Origin of the sequence: Oribacterium sp. C9 (genome assembly GCF_002007235.1) — a bacterium.
Taxonomy (GTDB): Bacteria; Bacillota; Clostridia; order Lachnospirales; family Lachnospiraceae; genus Oribacterium.
Window position 1 is genome coordinate 147,838 of record NZ_MUHW01000002.1, and the last position, 21,138, is coordinate 168,975.

17 protein-coding genes are annotated in these 21,138 nt (G+C 46.0%); 4 read left to right on the forward strand and 13 right to left on the reverse strand.

The features are described from left to right. Position 1: 1 nt before the first annotated feature. On the forward strand, positions 2-1,111 hold the full coding sequence (locus BXO88_RS02015) for a glycosyltransferase family 2 protein (protein WP_242945127.1): 1,110 nt from the start codon (positions 2-4) through the stop codon (positions 1,109-1,111). On the opposite strand, the gene BXO88_RS02020 is transcribed toward BXO88_RS02015, so the two are convergent. The 11 genes from BXO88_RS02020 to rfbA all read right to left on the reverse strand — a co-directional run bounded on the left by BXO88_RS02020 (position 1,053) and on the right by rfbA (position 13,987). Beyond that, positions 1,053-2,501 (reverse strand): lipopolysaccharide biosynthesis protein, encoded by a 1,449-nt coding sequence (locus tag BXO88_RS02020; protein WP_078036109.1) that lies wholly within the window; start codon positions 2,499-2,501, stop codon positions 1,053-1,055. The genes BXO88_RS02015 and BXO88_RS02020 overlap by 59 nt on opposite strands. Further along, a complete protein-coding gene (locus tag BXO88_RS02025) occupies positions 2,488-3,489 on the reverse strand; it encodes a glycosyltransferase (RefSeq protein WP_206099947.1) in 1,002 nt (333 codons plus the stop codon). Before BXO88_RS02025 ends, BXO88_RS02020 begins: the two co-directional genes overlap by 14 nt. A gap of 93 nt (positions 3,490-3,582) precedes the next feature. After that, on the reverse strand, positions 3,583-4,554 hold the full coding sequence (locus tag BXO88_RS02030) for a glycosyltransferase family 2 protein (protein WP_078036110.1): 972 nt from the start codon (positions 4,552-4,554) through the stop codon (positions 3,583-3,585). Continuing rightward, entirely contained in the window at positions 4,554-5,387 is an 834-nt protein-coding gene (locus BXO88_RS02035) for an NAD-dependent epimerase/dehydratase family protein (protein WP_078036111.1), read from the reverse strand. Before BXO88_RS02035 ends, BXO88_RS02030 begins: the two co-directional genes overlap by 1 nt. Positions 5,388-5,531: 144 nt before the next feature. After that, positions 5,532-6,518 carry a hypothetical protein gene (locus tag BXO88_RS02040; RefSeq protein WP_078036112.1) on the reverse strand — a complete coding sequence of 329 codons (987 nt, stop codon included), beginning with the start codon at positions 6,516-6,518 and terminating at the stop codon, positions 5,532-5,534. Next, positions 6,499-7,473 (reverse strand): glycosyltransferase family 8 protein, encoded by a 975-nt coding sequence (locus BXO88_RS02045; RefSeq protein WP_078036113.1) that lies wholly within the window; start codon positions 7,471-7,473, stop codon positions 6,499-6,501. Before BXO88_RS02045 ends, BXO88_RS02040 begins: the two co-directional genes overlap by 20 nt. A gap of 120 nt (positions 7,474-7,593) precedes the next feature. Next, positions 7,594-9,345, reverse strand: a complete 1,752-nt coding sequence (gene leuA / locus BXO88_RS02050; protein ID WP_078036114.1) for a 2-isopropylmalate synthase — start codon at positions 9,343-9,345, stop codon at positions 7,594-7,596. Positions 9,346-9,496: 151 nt separating this feature from the next. Then, positions 9,497-10,861, reverse strand: coding sequence for a phosphoglucosamine mutase (glmM, locus tag BXO88_RS02055; protein ID WP_078036115.1), 1,365 nt, complete (start codon positions 10,859-10,861; stop codon positions 9,497-9,499). A gap of 74 nt (positions 10,862-10,935) precedes the next feature. Then, entirely contained in the window at positions 10,936-11,859 is a 924-nt protein-coding gene (gene rfbD, locus BXO88_RS02060) for a dTDP-4-dehydrorhamnose reductase (RefSeq protein WP_078036116.1), read from the reverse strand. Positions 11,860-12,029: 170 nt separating this feature from the next. Next, positions 12,030-13,064, reverse strand: coding sequence for a dTDP-glucose 4,6-dehydratase (gene rfbB, locus BXO88_RS02065; RefSeq protein ID WP_078036117.1), 1,035 nt, complete (start codon positions 13,062-13,064; stop codon positions 12,030-12,032). A gap of 32 nt (positions 13,065-13,096) precedes the next feature. Further along, positions 13,097-13,987 (reverse strand): glucose-1-phosphate thymidylyltransferase RfbA, encoded by an 891-nt coding sequence (gene rfbA / locus BXO88_RS02070; RefSeq protein WP_044994820.1) that lies wholly within the window; start codon positions 13,985-13,987, stop codon positions 13,097-13,099. Between the two features lie 291 nt (positions 13,988-14,278). Here rfbA and mnmA point away from each other — a divergent pair, with 291 nt between their 5' ends. Continuing rightward, positions 14,279-15,421 (forward strand): tRNA 2-thiouridine(34) synthase MnmA, encoded by a 1,143-nt coding sequence (gene mnmA, locus BXO88_RS02075; RefSeq protein WP_442944898.1) that lies wholly within the window; start codon positions 14,279-14,281, stop codon positions 15,419-15,421. A 129-nt stretch (positions 15,422-15,550) separates the two neighbouring features. Here the strand turns inward: mnmA and BXO88_RS02080 are convergent, their stop codons facing one another. After that, on the reverse strand, positions 15,551-16,714 hold the full coding sequence (locus BXO88_RS02080; RefSeq protein WP_078036119.1) for a DUF4317 domain-containing protein: 1,164 nt from the start codon (positions 16,712-16,714) through the stop codon (positions 15,551-15,553). A 15-nt stretch (positions 16,715-16,729) separates the two neighbouring features. Then, positions 16,730-17,596, reverse strand: coding sequence for a pseudouridine synthase (locus BXO88_RS02085; RefSeq protein ID WP_078036120.1), 867 nt, complete (start codon positions 17,594-17,596; stop codon positions 16,730-16,732). A 189-nt stretch (positions 17,597-17,785) separates the two neighbouring features. Here BXO88_RS02085 and BXO88_RS02090 point away from each other — a divergent pair, with 189 nt between their 5' ends. Continuing rightward, positions 17,786-19,273, forward strand: a complete 1,488-nt coding sequence (locus BXO88_RS02090) for a polysaccharide deacetylase family protein (protein WP_078036121.1) — start codon at positions 17,786-17,788, stop codon at positions 19,271-19,273. Between the two features lie 135 nt (positions 19,274-19,408). After that, positions 19,409-21,079, forward strand: a complete 1,671-nt coding sequence (locus BXO88_RS02095) for a M3 family oligoendopeptidase (protein ID WP_078036122.1) — start codon at positions 19,409-19,411, stop codon at positions 21,077-21,079. Positions 21,080-21,138: the final 59 nt, after the last annotated feature.

The following is a 21,138-nucleotide window of genomic DNA, read 5'->3' on the forward strand; positions in this document are numbered from 1 at the left end:
TATGAACATGAATACAACTTTAAACAAAACCCCGGCATCATTTGAGCCAAAGAAGTTCCATACAGAACAGAAGAGCAACTCTTCCTCCGTATTCAGGACCGTCATAGTCATACCTAATTACAACGGTCTCAGATTTTTAGACGACTGTATGGCTGCCATAGACACACAGACAGTCACCGATTTCATAACACTTGTGGTGGATAACGGATCGGGGGATGAAGATAAGAGCTGGCTTAAGCATTGGCAGGAAAAGGATCCTGCACGTAGACAGCTTATACTAAACCATGATAACCTCGGCTTCTCAGGAGCCGTAAATCAAGGCATAAACTGGGCTATCCGGCATGACATCCCTTACACTCTGCTTCTCAACAACGATACAAAGATAGCTGAAGACTTCGTGGAGTCTCTTGAGGATAAGATGGATGCGGATAAAGAGGAAATGATCTTTGCTCTTTCCAGTAAGATGGTAAAGATGCATGACAACTCCGTCATGGATGATGCAGGAGACCAGTACACCCTCCTCGGATGGCAATTCCAGAGGGGTCTGGATGAGCCTTCCTCACGTCCTCTTTGGAATCAGGAGTCTGCTGTCTTTTCTGCCTGCGCGGGTGCCGCCATGTACAGAACAAAAGCCTTTAAGGAAGTGGGGATATTTGATGAGAGCCATTTCGCTTACCTCGAGGACATAGATGTATGTTTCAGAGCCCAGCTGTACGGCTACAAAGTGCTTTACTTTCCAAAGGCTGTGGTTCAGCATGTGGGTTCGGGAACCAGCGGATCCAAGTACAACGAGTTCAAGGTGAGACTCAGCGCCAGAAATTCCGTGTATCTTATGTATAAAAATCTTCCCGCATTCATGGTGATACTGAACATCATCCCTATACTTGCAGGATATCTCATCAAGCAGCTTTTCTTCATTAAGAAAGGCTTCGGAAAAGCCTATTTCTCCGGTCTGATGGAGGGATTACGTAAGTCCGGAACCCTGAAAAGAGCAAAATTAAATGAGGTACCGCCTATGCGATACCTCACTCTGGAACTGAGACTTATTTCTGCTACCTTTGAGTACGCTTCGAAGCTAATGAGAAGATATACTGCAACGGCTCGCGGTTGAACAGCCAGGACAATACGGCATAAGAAACCGCACCGGTCATAACCTGTATTATTATAGTTATCAGTACTGACATACCGAGGAGCTGTATGCTCCAGACTCCTGCTCCCATAAGGACGGAGATAATAAGAGATGGAAATACTTCCTTCCACTGACTCATAGGCCCATAGCCTATGAGTTTTTTATTGGGCGCAGCATTGATGATGGTACAGAGATACTCATCAAAAACCTTCAGAATAAGCATAGGCCAGATACCGAGAGAAAGACTGAGCAGCAGTATCACTACACCTATAGCCTTTTTTATGATCTCCAGCTTCAGAAAAAGATCCGATCTTCCCATGGCATTCATGACCTGAAGGTTGATGATGTGAATAGGATATACGGCATAGCTCGCCGCCAAAAGAACCAGATATGGCGCTGCTACTATCCATTTTTCAGTCAAGAGCAGTATAACCAGAGGTTTAGCCACTGCCGCAAGCCCTGCCATCATCGGAAATATCACAAAGGAGCTGAGTCGTATGGATCTGCTTGCCATACGGCGAAGAGTCTCCGGATCATCCTGTTCCTTACTGTAGGCAGGAAGCATCACGGACTGGATAGCCGTGGAAAGATTCGTTGCGATTATCTTCGGGAACTGTTCACCTCGATTATAGGCACCAAGATCAGCGCTGGAATATTTTTTACCGATTATAAGTCCATATATGTTCTGCCACACCGCATCAATGAGTCCCGATACGAGTATCTTCCATCCAAAGGAAAACAGCTTCTTTAGCCTTCCTGTGCGAAAAACTATTCTCGGATACCACTTGAGATTTATGAGCATCACCACCATAAGAGAAAAGTAGTACACCATCTGCTGGGCTGCCATCGCCCAGACTCCGAAGCCTCTCATTGCCAGCACTATGGACACCAGACCGGAGATGATCACCGCTATCATGGTTGACTGAAACAACTGCCTGAACCTGAGATTTCTGGATACAAATGCAGTCTGTATGGAAACCACCGCTCCCGGAAAAAGCACCACTCCCATGACTCTCACGAGTGCCTTCAGTACCGGAGTACTGTAGTAATCCGCTATCCGGGGCGCCCCTATGAAAAGCACTCCATAGCAGAGAGCCGCAAGCAGCATGCTCACCCAGAACACTGAGCTGTAATCCTCTTCTTCAACATCCTTACCCTGTATAAGGGCTGTTGCGAAGCCTGACTGTACAAAGGTGTTGGCTATCGCGATAAATATGGTTATGAGGCTTATGGTTCCGTATTCAGCTGGAGTCATCAGTCTGGCAAGCACCAGCGCCACCACGAACTGTATTCCCTGTGAACCGCACTGCTCCAGTATCTTCCAGAACAGACCTTTGATCACCTTTAGTTTTAAATTATTATTTTCTGCCATTTTTTCTGTTTCGCAGCCAGCTATAAAGCCTCGGCATACGATATTCAAATCCTATAAAAAATCTGTCACGAAAATTGAGTTCATCATAAAACTCTTTATTCTCTGCCTTATATATCTCCTCAAAGTCTCTGATATTGACATTGGTGAGAAACTCATTTCGTTTTGCAGCTCTCATAGCCGCATCATGGAATCTTCCTCCCGTTTCCTCATCGAAGCTCCTGTACATCCTGAACAGATCTTCTGCGAACCTCTTCTGCTTTTTCACATAATCTCCGGTCATCTGGCTCTCCGTCCATGACCCTCCTATGGAGAATCTGTAAACGCTCATCGGCTCGTCGAAGTAATAGCTGTCACCGGCTGCTGCAGCCATGAGCTCCAGTGGCCTGTCGCCGACAGGACAATCCACATAGTAATCCGGCAGTTTTTCAACGATTTCACGTCTTAACAGGAAGCTCGCAAATGGTGAACCCACCGCTTTATCCACAAGCTCCTCCGGTTTAACCACACGAGACTGTTTATAAGGTCTCATGAGCTCTCCGTTGACTAAAGCTCCATCCTCTGTCACTACCTTTGCCGAATGAAAGGTAAAAACACAGCCGGGATTTGCTTCCATATATTCAACCTGTTTTTTCAGCTTGTCAGGGTCACACCAGAAATCATCTCCATCCGTAAGTGCCACATATTTTCCCTTTGCCCTGGGGAAATTGAAGGCACCGGAAATGTTGGTTATTCCCTTGCTGTACTGGTTCTCTGTTCTGAGAATCGGCTTTATGATATCCGGATATCTCTTCTGATAAGCTCTTATCACATCCTGGGCATCGTCAGTCGAAGCATCGTCATGGATCAGAACCTCTATCCTGAAATCCCTGTTCTGCTGAAGGATGTGGTCAAGACAGGCTCCGATGTACTTACCGTGATTATATGTAACCACACAGACGGACACCATGATATCCGTATCCCTGTCCTGGTCTATATTTATTTCATTCATATTTCACCTTTATGTTTCCTGTTTCGGTGTAATTAACTGATTTAAACGCCTTAACTCTTACTCAACTCTCTTACAGCTGTTTCAAATACCGTATCATGAAATGAACAGGCATTCACCAACGGTTCTGTGGAGCATATTGTAGGTAAATCCACCACTTAGTATAGTGATTATTTTACCCACTCTGTTCTTTTCCGGTATGCTTATAAAGCTGTCCAGCATCCTCTTCTGCTTATCTCCCAGTCTGTCACCGTACATTTCCCGGAAGCATTCAGCCTGCCGAAACAGCTCTGTGTATACCTTATGTGAATGTTCATCCATCTCCGCCCTGCTCTTACCGTCTTTTCTTCCGATACCGAATCTTCCCAGTACCTCCATGATGCGGGATCCCTTTTCGGCGCCGAGAACATTGTTGCCATGCTGCCTGTATTTATACAAAGATTCGGAAATGAATCTGATCTCACCGAAAGCTGCCGCCACAAGGGCTAACCACTGATCATGCATGACACAATGCTCAGGAACCTCTTTTATGAGCTCCGCAAGGGCACGGTTCACCATCATAGCTCCGCCAACAACATTGTTCTGTACCAGAAGCTGATTAAGTGCCTTTCTTTCCGGTGTCATCTTCTGATACTCCACATAGCTCGGGGAAATCGCCCTGAGCTCCTGATCCACCACCTCTGAATCGCAGTGAACGAGGAGAGGCTTCTCCTTACCGAAGATCACCTCCAGCGCCTGCATCTCACGAAGAGTTTTTTCCATCTTGTCAGGATTCCATACATCATCCTGATCTGAAAGCATGATGTAATCTCCGTCACCATACTGCCTGTCCGCGAAAAGCCTGAGAAAATGTCTCTCGGCACTTCCTGTTGGAGGCACCTGTTCTATGAGGCTTATCTTGCCGGGATGAGCCTCCATCAGCTCACGGACTATGTTCAATGTCTCGTCCTTTGATCCGTCATCCGACACAACTATGGAAAAATCCCTATAGCTCTGATCAAGTATTGACCTGATCTGCTCCCTCACATATTTTTCACCGTTATATGTGCATAAAAGTACAGTTACCATCACGCCTCTCTCTTTTCCATAACCTTACGTATCACTGAGTCATCACCCCATACAGCCTTACTGTCATAAGGTCTGTCAGGAAAGGCCCCATACTTAAGCACTATACTGTAGCCGTTTTCCTTTATGAAGTTCTCAACTCTTGTGGCAAGCTTCTCAGGATATCCTGAGCAGGCATTGATGATCCCTCTGTATTCCTTCTGCTCTATAACAGCCGCAAGCATCTCACAGAATCTGTCATAATCTATGAAATCCCACTGATTCTGCCCCATGGTAAAGGGGAATTCTCTGTCTCCACGCTTCTCTGCTGCGGTTATCTTTGAAAAAATGGAAGAACCGTACTCTGAGTGGCCAACTATATAGTAGCCTCTTACCCATTGAAAAATCGTGTCCCTGTTTTTGCACAAAAGCTCAACAGCCTGACGTAGAGCGTTCTTCGAAATGCCGTAAAGCGACTGTGGATTACATGGCGTATCAGGCTTTATGGAGCCCTCAAAGAATCCGATCTCATGCATGGAACCCATGACCGCAAGCTGCGGTATACCGGCTGTTATCAGCTTCTCGAGAAAAGCAAAATGTTTCGGCAGGTCCTCGATATGGGAAGCATCGTTATGCACAAAACCGTTTCTCCATGCAAGATGGAAGCAGGCGTCAGGCTTTCCGAAAAAAGCATATGGATCTTCCGGTGTAAAAAGATCCTGAGCCATCTTCTCTGCACGGGGATCAATGTTCTCTGTTCTGAAATCAGTGGCAACAACCTCATGACCATCCTCCAGAAGCTGTTTAACAAGCCCCTGTCCGATGTATCCGTTGGCGCCGGTTACAAGTACTTTCATGTATATAAAAATCTCCAATTAAAATTGACTTTAACCAAATATAAAGATGTCTCAGCTGAACCGGACTTTTCAGCTAATGTCTCAGCTGTGCATCATTTTGTCAGAATGAACATCCATTCAACAACTATATGTAAAAATGAATGCTCATCCCAATAATATATCACTCAGGAATCCCTCCAGGCTGTATCTCTCATATACAGATTCATCTATATCCCTGTAGGGCTCCTCTATAAATTCCACCGGAACAGAAAAGTTGTCCGGGTCGTAAATGTAGACATTGGCAGGATCATAAAAATTCGTATCCATCACATGCCGGTTGTTAGTTATGAGCTTGCATCTATGGCCTACAGACTCTATAGTCCTCATGCTGAGACCATTCTGCTGAGGGAAGGTATAATCCACAAAGCATCGGGTGTGATTATAGATATCATTTGTTTTATCCATGGAAAGGGAGTCAAAATGCAGTGATTTTGCCGCACCTCTATAGAGCGGATTTCTCTTCAGCACAGCTTCCTTTATATACTGAAGCCTGGGAACATAGATATATCCGAAAAGGCTTTTTCCGTACCTTTCGGCAAGTGCCTTCAGCGCTATGAGGATCTGCATCCTTCTGGTATGCATGGAGCAAAGGAAGATAAGATCATATCTCTTGTCCTCTGATCTCACACACTCCTCTTTCTTGAAAAACAGAGGTCTGTAAATCCACTTACGATTCTCAGAGTCCACAGGATCGAAGGTAAATATCCTGTCAAAATGAGGATTTATCCTCTCCTGATCCGGGAAGGTCGCTATACTGTCCCACTGATAAATTCTGAATTCAGCCCTGCTGAAGCTTTTCCTGAGCTTCTGAAGAACCTCATCCGTCATCCACTGTCCCTTGATGACAAATACCATATCTATGTCACCCGGAACTGCTGAGATCATTTTCTCATAATACTCCAGCACCAGCCTGTCTCTCAGCTTTTTTGTATAGAACATCAGAAGCTTGTTAAACAGGCTATGGGCATGAAGGTTCGTATCGAAAAGAAAAACCTCGGCGCCTGCTCTTTCCAGACAGGCCTTTATATCTTTCTCATAATTATAGAAATAGGGCATTATGAGAAGTATCTTTTTATTTCTTAATCTTGTCATTGTAATACTTATCCGAAATGAACTGACGTACCCTCGGGGCTACAAATGTAGCCACATTCATGAGATGGTAAGCCGCCATGTAGCATTCCTTTCCCTTTATCTTTTCTGCCTCCGCAAAAGGAGTGAGCCTCAGATATTTATCATAGGCACGTCTGTAATGGTTAATGTTTCCCCTGTTCCAAGGTCGCTCATCCGATGCAAAATGAACTATATGCGGATGGTGCTTCGCCAGATGGAAGCTTTCTCTGGATTCGCCCGCTGCATATGCAGAGGATTTCTCCACCAGGGTCGAATATCTGAAATAATAGTAGTTGGTTATGAAATCGTAGGTCTGACCCACTCTCTTTATCCTGTCCTTCAGAACATAATTCAGTACATCCTGATCGTTAAACGGAAGCTTACCGCCCATGGAGTTATAGTAGGCAAGACAATTCTCCTCCATATTCTCCAGTCTCCACGCCGAGAGATTGAACAGGATAACTCCGGCATTATAGTAATTATCCTCTTCTGTCAATCCTACCAACTCCTTTACCTCAGGATATATGGTGGGCTCCGCAGCCATGGCAGCTATGCAATCGTTAAGTCTTAAATTGTAGAACCCTTTCAGGTTTCGAAGGACCACTGTATCACAGTCAAGATAAAGAGCCTTGGTGACTGTCTCCGGAAGTATGGAACCCATCAGAAGTCGCGCCAGAGTTGTGATCCTGAATCTGCCGGTATCGAGACCGTAAATCCTGTCCTTAAGCTCCTTCATGAGATGATCTATGGGATAAAACGTGATCCTTCTTCCATACAGCTTCACCATCTCTGTGACCTTCCTCTTATTCTCCTCAGAGATAGCATCGGAAAGTATGTGGAAGTTAAGCTGTTCTTCCCTGTTATGTTCAATTAATGAAATAATGGAGACTGCCATATGCTGACAGTATCCATCATCCGAAGCATATACTATATTCATATCTAAACATTTATCCTCAAATTTTTAAAGGGCCCCATCCCCATAGCGGGGTGAGCCCTTTTAGATTATAAAACATTATCTGTATAAGTCCAGTGTATGCTGAGTTCTACACCTTCTCTGTCATGAATTTCCGAACAGTGCCTTGGGCTTCTCTGTGCCTCTCTGCATCTCCACACGCTTTGCTCCTGCAGCTTCAGCTTCTTCCTTGAAATAGAGTCTGTTGACAGCGCTGAATACAGCCCTGATGGAGGAACGGGTGATATTGGATGAAACACCTACGCCATAGCTTGTGTTTCCTGTTTCCACATCCAGAAGATGAATGTAGGAAATCGCCTTCACACCTGATCCCGAGCCAAGAGCGTGCTCCTGATAATCGATGACCTTTGACTTGATGCCGAGCTCCTGATTGAGGCCGGAAACAACAGAATCGATAGGTCCGTTACCCACACCGCCGAAGGTCTTCAGCTCTCCGCGGTTCATATAGGTAACATTTGCAAGAGTCGTGAAGCTGTCCTCTCCGTTCTCCGTATCTGTTGTACGAAGATTCTTGAAGTGCATAGGCTCCTTGGTCTGTATATATCTCGCATCGAAGATGTCGAAGATCTCCTGTGGTGATACCTCGCCTTCCTTCTCAGAAACAGCCTGAATATAGTCCGCGAACTCTCTCTGCATTCCCTTAGGAAGCTTGTAGCCGAACTGAGAATCCATAACGAAAGCGACTCCGCCCTTTCCGGACTGGGAATTGATACGTACGATAGGCTCATACATCCTTCCGATATCCGCAGGATCGATAGGAAGATAGGGCACCTCCCAGATCTTTGAATGACGATCCTTCATAGCCTGAACACCCTTGTTGATGGCATCCTGATGTGATCCGGAAAATGCGGTAAATACAAGCGCCCCGGCATATGGTGCTCTCGGAGGAATGGTCATCTTCGTGCATCTCTCATACACCTCCTTGATGGAGTTGATATCAGAAATGTCAAGCTTCGGATCCACTCCGTGGGAGAACATGTTGTAGGCAACTGTGAGAATGTCTACATTACCGGTTCTCTCTCCGTTTCCGAAAAGAGTACCCTCTACTCTGTCAGCTCCTGCCAGCATGGCAAGCTCTGTAGAAGCCACACCCTCACCACGATCGTTGTGAGGATGTACCGAAACTATAACATGCTCACGATGCTTTAAGTGGTTGCACATATACTCGATCTGATCTGCGTAAACATTAGGAGTGTTCATCTCCACAGTGGACGGAAGATTGATGATAACCTCCCTGCCCTCTCTGCAGTCCCAGGCATCGAGAACCGCGTTACAGATATCTGCAGCATAGTCCATCTCTGTTCCGGTAAAAGACTCCGGTGAGTACTCAAGACGGATCTTTCCCGGGAATTCCTGAGCATACTTCTTTACAAGGGCTGTACCTGTAAGGGCGATGTCGATGATCTCTTCTTTTGACTTGTTGAAGACAACATCTCTCTGTAGAACAGAAGTTGAATTATAAATATGAACGATAGCCTTGTCCAGACCCTCGAGACACTCAAAGGTCTTCTCAAGCTGCTCCGCACGGCACTGAACAAGAACCTGAACAGTAACATCAGAAGGAATCATCTTTCTTTCGATAAGCTGACGAAGAAAATCATACTCGATCTGTGATGCCGCCGGAAAACCAACCTCGATCTCCTTGAAGCCAAGCTTCACCAGCATCTGGAAAAACTCTATCTTCTCTTCAACACTCATAGGGTCTATGAGTGCCTGATTACCGTCACGAAGGTCAACAGAACACCAGACAGGCGCCTCTGTAATCTCATTGTCCACCCATGTTCTCTCCGGATACTTAAATGCCGGAAATCTCTTGTAACGCTTGTAATTCAACATATGCTATCTCCCTTCCCGGATCGCCGGCCTTTATGTTTTTATCAACGGCCGGACGACGCCACGTGCCAGATTCAAAAGCACTGACACTGACCATGTGAAGTCTCTGTATAAATTACCACCCTTAGGCTCCCCACATTCTTTTATTATATTATCATTGTACGCCGAGGACTAGTCCCCTCTCTTTCATAACATCTATAACCTGATCCACATACTTGTCACACTTTTCAACAGTGTCCGCCTCAACCATCACTCTCACAAGAGGCTCTGTACCGGAGGCTCTGAGAAGTATCCTTCCGTCAGCTCCAAGCTCTTCTGTGACCTTTTCAACGGCAGCAAGTACCGCCTCATCCTTCTGGGCATTCTCCTTGTCAAGAACCTTTACATTCTTGAGTACCTGAGGGAATACCGTGAATGGTGAAGCAAGCTCCTTGAGGGACTTCTTCTTAGCAAGCATAGTCTCCATTACCTTGATCGAAGTCAGGATTCCGTCACCTGTTGTGGCGTGGTTAAGAAAGATAATATGGCCTGACTGCTCCCCACCGAGAGAGAAGCCGTTCTGGGACATGTTCTCATAAACAAATCTGTCGCCAACCTTGGTCTTCTCATACTTTATGCCCACCTCGTCGAGAGCCTTGTAAAGACCGAAATTGGACATGACAGTAGTCACTATAGTGTCATCCTGAAGCTGCCCCTTTTCCTTCATGTAGCATCCGCAGACGTACATGATCTGGTCACCGTCGATCAGATTTCCGTCCTCGTCGATGGCGAGACATCTGTCAGCATCTCCATCGTAGGCAAAGCCCACATCGCATCCCTCTTCCTTAACGAACTTCTGAAGAGACTCGATATGTGTTGAACCGCACTTATCGTTAATGTTTAAGCCGTTTGGCTCGTTGTGAATAACATGTGTGTCTGCACCTAGAGCATCAAAAACAGACTTTGCTATGGATGAAGCCGAACCGTTTGAACAGTCAAGCGCCACCTTTTTGCCCTTAAAGCTCTTTGTCGCAAGAGAAATAAGATAACCGATATAGCGGTTTCTTCCTGCGGCAAAGTCAACTGTGCGTCCGATAGCATCTCTTGTTGCAAGAGGAACCTCAGGTGTCACACCATCGAGGTAAGCTTCGATCTTCTCGATAACATCCTCTCCGAGCTTCTCACCGTTTCCATTGATTACTTTAAGACCGTTATCATAGAAAGGATTATGAGATGCGGAGATCATGACACCACAATCAAAATCTTCAGATCTCGCAACATAAGCAACTGAAGGAGTTGTTGTAACATGAAGGAGATATGCATCTGCCCCCGTAGCAGTGATACCTGCGGCTATGGCATACTCAAACATGTAGCTTGAACGACGGGTATCCTTACCGATAACGATACGGCATCTCTCCCCTTCCTTCTTGCCCTGTCCATAATACCAGCCTAAAAATTTACCCACACGGAAAGCACTGTCTGCTGTGAGGTTTACATTAGCCTCACCACGGTATCCGTCTGTACCAAAATATTTACCCATAATTACACCTCTAATCCATAAATTTCCTTTTACAAAAAGGGACTGTCCTAAGACAGTCCCTGCTTTACTTTATCTCAGGCCTCAATGTCCTTTAAGGCATCAAGATATCTTGAAAGCGCGTCCTGCCATGTTGGAAGTGGCTTGAAGCCATTCTCTACAAGCTTCGACTTATCGAGTCTTGAATTGAACGGACGAGCCGCCTTACTGAGACCGTACTCTTCAGTTGTTACAGGCTGAACCTCTGTTGTGTAACCAGCCTGACGGTAGATCTCCTTTGTGAAATCATACCAGCTGATATATCCGCCTTCGTTTGTAGCGTGATAATATCCGTATTTCTCAGTCTCCAGCATATCAACAAGGAGCACTGAAAGATCAAGTGTATATGTAGGTGTTCCGATCTGATCGTTTACCACTCTAACTGTATCGTGAGTCTTTCCTACATTGAGCATGGTCTTTATGAAGTTCTTTCCGTTAAGACCGAATACCCATGCGATACGTACAATGAAATACTTCTCCAGAGTGTTGGCTACCGCGAGCTCACCGCCGAGCTTTGTCTCACCGTAATAGTTAAGCGGTGCATAATCCTTACAGTCCGGCTGCCATGGCTCTTCGCCCTGACCGTCAAATACGTAATCTGTTGAGATGTAGATCATCTTGGCATCAAGCTTTTTAGACACATCTGCGATATTCTGTACTCCATCGGTGTTGATAGACTTAACCTTTGCCTTCTTATCCTCATCCTCTGCGAGATCTACAGCAGTCCATGCTGCACAATGAACGATAACATCAGGAGCCGCCTCAGAAATAACCTTTTCCACCTGCTCACGATCTGTGATATCCATGGAAACATAAGGCATCTTTGTAACTGCGCTTTCATCCTGAATACCGCTGTAAACAGGAGCAAGATCAGAACCGATTCCCTCATAGCCTCTCTTTGCAAGTTCATTCATAACGTCATGGCCCAGCTGACCACCGACACCTGTAACAAATACTTTCACTTTATTCTCTCTTTCTGTTAAAAGATATGAGGAGCAAAATATCTACTCCTCACTCTGTCTGCGTCCCTGAAGTGGAGCGCATCTTCATATAATGATAAGGTGTTAAAACAACACCGGATCGTTCCGCTCTGCAGCCCCGAAAGGCATCATAGCGAAGTAAAGAACCAGCATCAGTCGCTGAGTCCCTTGCCCTTTACATACATCTTCTCGAAGTAGCTCTCATACTCACCTGAAATGATGTGCTCCCACCACTCCTTGTTGTTGAGATACCAGTCGATGGTAACAGGGATTCCTGTATCAAATGTGTACTCAGGCTTCCATCCGAGCTCTGTCTCCATCTTTGTAGGATCCATAGCATATCTCTGGTCATGACCAGGTCTGTCCTTAACGTACTCGATAAGTGACTCAGGCTTTCCGAGAGCCTTAAGGATGGTCTTTACTACCTCAAGGTTTGTTCTCTCATTGTGACCACCGATATTGTAAACCTCTCCTACCTTTCCGTTGCGAACGATAAGGTCGATGGCCTTACAATGATCTGTTACATAGAGCCAATCTCGAACATTGGCACCGTTTCCGTATACAGGGATCTTCTCATCGTTGAGAGCTCTTGAAATAACCAGCGGAATAAGCTTCTCCGGGAAATGGTATGGTCCGTAGTTGTTTGAGCATCTTGAAATAGTTGTAGGGATACCGAAGGTTCTGTGGTATGCCATAACGAAAAGATCAGCTGATGCCTTTGAAGCTGAATACGGTGAAGATGCCTTGATCTTGTTGTCTTCAGTAAAGAAAAGATCCGGGCGGTCAAGAGGAAGATCTCCGTAAACCTCATCAGTTGATACCTGATGATATCTCTTGATGCCGTACTCCTTACATGCATCAAGAAGAGCTACTGTTCCGCCGACGTTAGTCTTTAAGAAGATTCCCGGGTCTGATACAGAACGGTCTACGTGAGATTCTGCTGCGAAGTTAATGATGACATCCGGCTTCTCTGTTTCGAAAAGCTTGAATACGAACTCGCGGTCTGCGATGTCGCCCTTTACGAACTTGTAGTTTGGCTTGCCCTCAAGTGGTGCAAGTGTCTCGAGATTTCCTGCATATGTAAGTGCATCGAGGCAGATCCACTGATCATCAGGATATGTGTTTACTGCAAAATGCATGAAGTTGCCGCCGATGAATCCGGCGCCGCCTGTTACTATGTATTTCATGTTTAATTACCTTCCAATGTAAAGATTCAAAATCACTCAGTAAGCTTATCAACGTACTTTCCGTCCAGAATATCCTTCAGATATCTGCCGTACTCGTTCTTCTTGTACATCTCGTAGGCTTCCTTCACCTTATCTTCGTCGATCCATCCGTTAAGATATGCGATCTCCTCAAGGCAGGCGATCTTACGATGCTCATGAGTCTCGATAGTATATACGAAGTTGGTCGCGTCCACAAGAGAATCATGGGTTCCTGTATCAAGCCATGTGAAGCCCTGTCCAAGCAGCGTTACATCTAATTCACCGTTCTCAAGATAGATACGGTTGAGATCTGTGATCTCAAGCTCGCCTCTTGCTGATGGCTTAAGATTCTTTGCATACTCAACTACCTTGTTGTCATAGAAATAAAGACCTGTTACACAGTAGTTGGACTTAGGATGCTCCGGCTTCTCCTCGATGGATATAGCCTTTCCTGTCTTGTCGAACTCAACGATACCGAAACGCTCAGGATCGTCAACATAATATCCGAAAACTGTAGCGCCTGACTTCTTTGAAGCCGCGTTGCGAAGAAGCTTTTTGAATCCATGTCCTGAGAAAATGTTGTCTCCGAGGATCATGGCAACAGAATCATCACCTATGAAATCCGCTCCAAGGATAAATGCCTGAGCAAGTCCGTCCGGTGATGGCTGAACCTTGTATTCGAGATTTATACCGAACTGACTTCCGTCTCCCAGAAGCTCCTGGAATCTCGGTGTATCACTCGGTGTAGAAATAAGCAGGATGTCTCTGATTCCGGCATTCATAAGAACGCTCAACGGATAATAGATCATCGGTTTGTCATAAATAGGAAGTAACTGTTTGGAGGTTACTCTTGTAAGCGGATATAATCTTGTACCGGATCCACCGGCAAGTATAATTCCCTTCATAAATTCTCCTTTAGTTATCAGGCAATAATTTAAAACCTCACTCAAACGGGCATACTACACCTGATATGTCTACATACTTTCCAAATTCTAACACAATCACCTATCATATACAAATTGAAATATCCTTAATTTACGCATAAAAAGCATTAAAAATCGTACAAATTGCCAATTTTTGTCCACTTGCTAAGGCTGTCCGGTAATGTTATAGTCACATAAATCAAAAATAAATTATGCTTTCCGTTTCCCGTACTTCATACATTTCTGCAGTTCGCTATAGCGGGAGCATTGGTAATCAGTATAAGAATCAGGAAGAAAAAAATGAAAAATAAGAAAGCATTGATCGCCATGAGCGGCGGTGTAGACAGCTCCGTAGCGGCTGCACTTATGAATGAAGCGGGCTACGACTGCATCGGCGTCACCATGAAACTATACAACAACGAATCGGTGGGCTATTGCCGTGCCAACACCTGCTGCACATTGGAAGACACCGAGGATGCCCGTCAGGTAGCCACCAGTCTCGGTATGCCATACTACGTTTTCAACTTTACAGAAGATTTTGACAAACAGGTCATCGAACGTTTTATAAGTACCTATGAAAACGGCGGAACCCCGAACCCATGCATAGACTGCAACCGCTACATGAAGCACGAAAAACTGTATCACAGGGCGGAAGCCCTAGGCTGCGACCTCATAGTAACAGGGCACTACGCAAGGATAGAGCAGGATCCGGAAACCGGAAGATGGCTTCTTAAGAAGTCACGCAACCTGGCAAAGGATCAGAGCTATGTCCTCTACTTCATGAATCAGGACCAGCTCGCCCACACCATGTTCCCTCTGGGAAGCTTTGCCTCCAAGGACGAGGTGCGTGAAGAAGCCGAAAAGCACGGTTTTATCAACGCACACAAGCACGATTCTCAGGACATCTGTTTCGTTGTGAACGGGGATTACGGTGATTTCATCGAGCGATACACCGGGCATACCTTTGCACCGGGAAACTTCATCGACACAGAGGGCAATGTTTTGGGAACCCACAAGGGCATCATACGCTACACCGTCGGGCAAAGAAAGGGTCTCGGACTCGCCCTTAAGCAACCTATGTATGTCTGCGGCAAGGATATGGAAAAGAACGAGGTAATCCTAACCACAGGTCCCGAGCTCTACTCAAAGGCTCTTATTGCGGATCGCTTCAACTGGATCCCATTCGATGAACCGGATGGACCTGTACGTGTGACCGTAAAGACCCGATATAAGGCAAAGGAAGTTCCAGCTACTGCAGAAACTCTCAGGGATGAAAACGGTAAGCTCACCGGTCAGGTGAGAGTGACCTTTGATGAACCTGAGCGTGCCGTAGCCACCGGTCAGGCTGTGGTTCTCTATGACGGAGACCTGGTTGTGGGCGGAGGAACCATAGTGAAAGCCCTGAAGGAGCTTTGAGCCGTTTTCGGTCAGGAAAAGATATGTACACAAAGTGTGTCTGCACACGAACTTATTTCACAAAAAAGCCTGTGTGTCTTATGTACGCTGAGAAAGCGCCATAAGACACACAGGCTTTTTAAATTATCTTTACTCTTCCACCTTCACCGGTTTCAGGTTTTGCCTTATCTTTATTCCATTCACCTCGATATCATCCGCGATAGGTATGAGAAGATACTCTCTTCCGTCTATGACGCGGGTCTCCACAAGGTCAGCATTTTCAGATTTAACATCGAGCTTCATGGTAAGCGACTTAACCACCAGATGCTTCTGATCCTGGATGTTTTCAGCCACAAGAGGTGAATTATCATCTCCAACAGCCTCATCATATATCCTCTCAAACTGGGTGAGCTGCTCCTCTGTAGCTCCGTTTGAAGCGAGGAGCCTTCTCACATCTCCCTTTCCGAGCTCCACATGATCATCAGTTTCCTTATCGTTGCTGTTCTCCCTGATCATCTCATTTATCTCTTCGGAAATATTTCTGACTTTCTCAAAGGTACAGTCTCCAGAAAGAGTAGTCTCGATTATCTCTCTGAAAACATGCTGCTGATCCTTCTCTGTTCTGGAAAGCTCTGTTCCAAGCACATCAAGAGCTATCTCCTCATGGCGTTCCTCAGGATGTCTCGTAAAGTAGAGAGAACTGTGTATGTCCATGTTACGGAAATTGTAGGCCGGGAACAGGAACGCTGTCTCCGGGTTCTTTACAGCCCAGTCATCGGTACGGCTCATGAAGGTCTGAGCATTGACATCATAGCAGAGTCCCTCTCTGAGAAGCTCCACAGGGCAGATGGTACAGAGGATGAAGCTGTAGACATATTCACTCGCATCATCAAGTATGGTCTGATCCTTAAGCTTCATGGGGATATCGTAAACTCCATGGGTAAGGATGATGAGATACTTTCCGGGATAACTGTAGGAGCCTATGATCCTGTCGAATAGCTGCTCCACAAGAGCATCATCCTTGAGCTCGGACTTCTGAAGACGGTACAGGAACTCCTGATGGCCCCCCTCCATCTCCTCGGGAACAGGGAACTCAACATTGAATAGGTTCCTTCCGAACTTTCCCGACATGGAACGCTTGAAAAGCTCACAGTACTTGGCGCGCTCCTGCTCCTCAAGCTGCAGGAACATATCATGGAAAGTGGAGATCTTCTCCTTTTCCTCATTTACATAGCAGGCGCGCATACGATCGATGCGGCAGTCATTTTTATTAAAACACTTTGACTTTATCTCGCTGACTGACTTCTTATCCATTTATAAAATTCTCCTTTAGTCCTCGTTTCCACAGGACTTTGCCAATGTCTCCATCTCGTCCTCTGTGAGGCTTCTGTACTCTCCAGGTGCCAGACTCTCATCAAGCTCGATGTCTCCCATGGACATTCGCTTAAGATAAAGTACATCCTTATCTCCCGGAAGGGCTCTGATCATCTTCTTTATCTGATGGAACTTGCCCTCCTGTATGACCACCTTCACCTCAGAGCATACAGTCTCATCAGTTATATCCGCAGGTCCTTCCGCACCCACAAATCCGGCTCCCGAAAGTCTGACTCTCTCAAATCTTTCAGGATCAAAAGAAAGCTGAAGCTTATCCGCAAGCTCCTTTACAGTCTTCCCGGTGCTGAGGATCTCAAGCTTCGCCGGCATAGCTGTCAGGTGCTCATCAAAGCGGATACCTCTCTTAAACTTCTCTGCATCCTCTTCCAAAACCGTTCCAGTCACCACTGCATAGTATACCTTATCTATGTGATGTTTAGGTGCCAGAAGCCTGTGTGCCATCTGACCGTCATTTGTTATGAGGAGAAGCCCCTCTGTATCCTTATCGAGACGTCCCACAGGGAAAAGATCCCTTCTGGTCTGTCCCCCGAAAGCATCATCTCTTATTAGGTCCACCACTGTTTCCTGATGTCTGTCCTCGCTGGCGGATATGACCCCGGCAGGCTTGTTCATCATATAGTACTGATATTTCTGATAAACTATCTCTTCATCAAAGAAGGTGATGACAGCCCCTTCAGGAACATTCTCACCCGCATCACGTACAACCTCTCCGTTCACAGTGACCTTGCACTTACGGATAGCCTTTTTTATATCACTTCTGCTGCCGACTCCCATGTCGGCAAGATACTTGTCTAAACGCATACTTTCTCCTAATCAAAAAATCTCAGGTCCAGATGGGTACATTATCACATATTATATCCTCTTCCAAGTCCCATGTTCGTATTTCACGAATAAATAATTTTTTGATAAAATAGTATTCATATAGGGCATGATGCCTTATAATTCAAGCTTAGAAAATAAAAAATATTACTATTATAAAGAGTTTACATAATGGCAAGAAACTATTATTCAGATCAAAATAACAGAAATCGCGGTAGTTCCGGTCGCCAGTATTCTTCCCATGCCTCAGGCTCGAGATATTCATCCAACAGCAACTCCTCTAACGGCAGAAGTCATACCGGCAGAAATCATGTCATGACTAACGCCGAAAAGCAGGAAAGAGCAGAAAGGCATAGAAGAGCCATGCGCAAAAAGAAGGCTCGCCAGCGTGCCTACACCTATCGCATGATAGCCCTCTGCAGCGTCCTCGCTGCGGTATTTATCGTATGGAAGGTTGTCACGGGAATCACCGGATATATAACAGACAGCAGGCAGCAGAAGGTCGATGCCATGCAGGATATCGAGATAAACAAGGGCAATGACTCCATAGACGTAGCGGGTCAGACATTTGCAGCTGAGACCTACTCCGTGGAAACTACGGTTTCTCCTGTTGAGACAACAGCCGCCAACGATCCAACCCACGTTTTTTCCAACGGAAGATATGTCGATACCACAAAGCCTATGATAGCTCTCACCTGGGATGACGGTCCAAACGGAACGACCGGTGAGAAGATCATGGATGCCCTGGAGGCCAACAACGGCAGAGGTACCTTCTTCCTGGTAGGAAACCGCATAGACAATTACGCTTCAGAAGTAAAACGTATGGCCGAAAATGGACATGAGGTGGCAAATCACAGCTGGGATCATGACACATCTCTTTCCAAGAAGTCAGCAGACTATATAAGAGAGGAGTTTGAAAAGACCAATGCCAAGATCCTCGAAGTCACCGGCGTATCGCCTGCCCTTGTACGTCTGCCGGGAGGCATCATTACAGACGCAGTAAGGTCAGCTGTCACACAGCCCATGATCTTCTGGTCCATCGACACAGTAGACTGGAAAACAAAGGACGCGCAGAAAACCATCGATTCAATAGAATCTCAGGTCAAGGACGGAGACATCGTTCTCATGCATGAGCTCTATACTTCTACACAGGCAGCCTCAGAGGCAGTTATACCATGGCTCGCTCAGCAGGGTTATCAGCTCGTAACAGTATCTGAGCTTATCGCCTTTAGAAATGCAGATGTGGCAGGAGGAAACGGAAAGCAGTACTCTTCATTCCCTTACGTCGCTCCGCCTGAAACAACTGTCGAGGAGACCGCCGCCGTCTCTAGCACGACCTCTGAAAAAGCGTCAGAAACAAGCGAAAAGCTTCAGTCAAAGGGAAACACCTCTGAAACAAAGAAGGCTGAAAAGAGCACAGAAAATGCCACAACCGCTTCTGAGACCTCCGCTACAGAATCTGCTGCCGCTTCAACGGAGGCAAACGCAGATAATGATGTGATAGAAGCACCTGTTCAGGATGACGACACCTATGTTCCTACCAGCGCTCAGGAGGCACAAAAGGTTTCAGAGACCGCCGCATGGATGGCAGTAGGACAGAACCCGGTATCATCGGATGATATCCAGACAGACGCCATACAGGCTGCCGCGCCGAATTGATATCTGCATCTGTTCTTATAGCCTCAGGAATGTGTTGCACACAACATAAAAACATATATAATATTCTTATTGATTGCCTCGCCCTATGGACGAGGCAATATTGTTCTTAAATAAAGGACCGAAAGGAGATACCCTATGAAATTTTCAGAAATGCCTTATGAGCGTATAGATTTCACCAAGTTATCAAAAGACTTTAAAGAGCTTGAGGAACGCTTCGAGAAAGCAGCTTCCGGCGAAGAGCAGTATGCTGTTCATGAAGATTTTTACAAAATATATAACCATGTGATGACTGAATCACAGATCGCCATGATACGTTCAGACATAGATATGTCTGATGAAGCGCTTCTGGAGGAACAGCAGTATTTCGACGAGAACATGCCTGTTTTCCAGAATCTGGTGGTTTCCTACAGAAAGAAGCTTTTTAACTCTAAGTTCAGACCTTATCTTGAAGAGAGGATCGGAAAGGTTGCCTTCAGGAACATCGAGCTCGCCATGAAGTCGGTTGATGAAAAGCTGATTCCCCTTATGCAGGAGGAAAACAAGCTTCAGACTGAATACAACAAGCTTCTTGCAAGCGCGCGCATCCCATGGAACGGTGAGGAACTGAACCTCAGTCTCATGAATCCATACCTCCACAATCAGGACAGAACTATCCGTAAGGAGGCATGGGAAAAATACAGTGCCTTTTTCGTTGCCCATCAGGAAGAGCTGGATGATTTCTATGATAAGCTGGTAAAGAATCGCACAAAGCAGGGTGAGCTCATGGGGCATGAGAACTATCTGCCTCTCGGCTACGCAAGGATGAACCGAAACAGCTTCGGGCGTTCCGATGTCGAAGAGTTCCGAAAGCAGGTAAAAAAGGATTTTGTTCCTTTCGCAGAGAAGCTACACGATATACGTCGTCAGCAGCTCGGATTAAGCCGCCTAAGCTACATAGACGAGGGCGTTTATTTCACAAACGGAAACCCTGCTCCTACAGGCACACCTGAGGAGATCCTCGCAGCCGGTCGTAAGATGTATAATGAGCTCTCACCTGAAACCGGTCGCTTTATCAACTTCATGTGCGACTCCGAGCTCTTCGATGTCCTCGGGAGAAAAAACAAGAAGACCGGCGGCTATATGACCATGATCCCTGACTATCAGGCACCTTTTGTCTTCGCCAACTTCAACGGAACATCGGGAGATGCGGATGTCATCACCCACGAGTGCGGTCACGCTTTCCAGGGCTATATCACTGCAGGCGATCCTGTCATCGAGCATAACGACATCACCATGGAAGTCGCAGAGACCCATTCCATGTCCATGGAGTTCTTCACTGAGCCATGGATGCCGCTTATCTTCGGAAACCGTGCAGAGGATTATGTAAAGATGCATTTCATGGATTCTGTTATCTTCATCCCTTACGGAACCATGGTGGACGAGTATCAGGATATCGTATATTCAAACCCTGGTCTGACACCAAAGGCACGAAACGAGGTATGGCGTGATTTGGAGCGTCAGTACAAGCCTCACCTTGACTATACAGGAAACGAGTACTTCGAAAAGGGCGGCTACTGGCAGCGCCAGCACCATATCTATGACAGCCCTCTCTACTACATCGACTACTGTATAGCGGGTGCCAATGCTCTCCAGTACAAGGTCTGGATGGACCAAGACTATAAGGCTGCCTGGAAGAGCTATCTCGAGCTATGCAGGCTCTCTGCTTCCGATTTCTTCGATGGTCTGGTAAAGAAATCCGGTCTCAACAACGTCTTCGAAGACGGATGCCTGAGATATGTCGTAAAGCAGCTTGAGGAGAAAATGTAATATAACTTCCGGCTTGTCAGGTTTTGAAAAGACATTCACGGAAATTAACTTATTTGTAA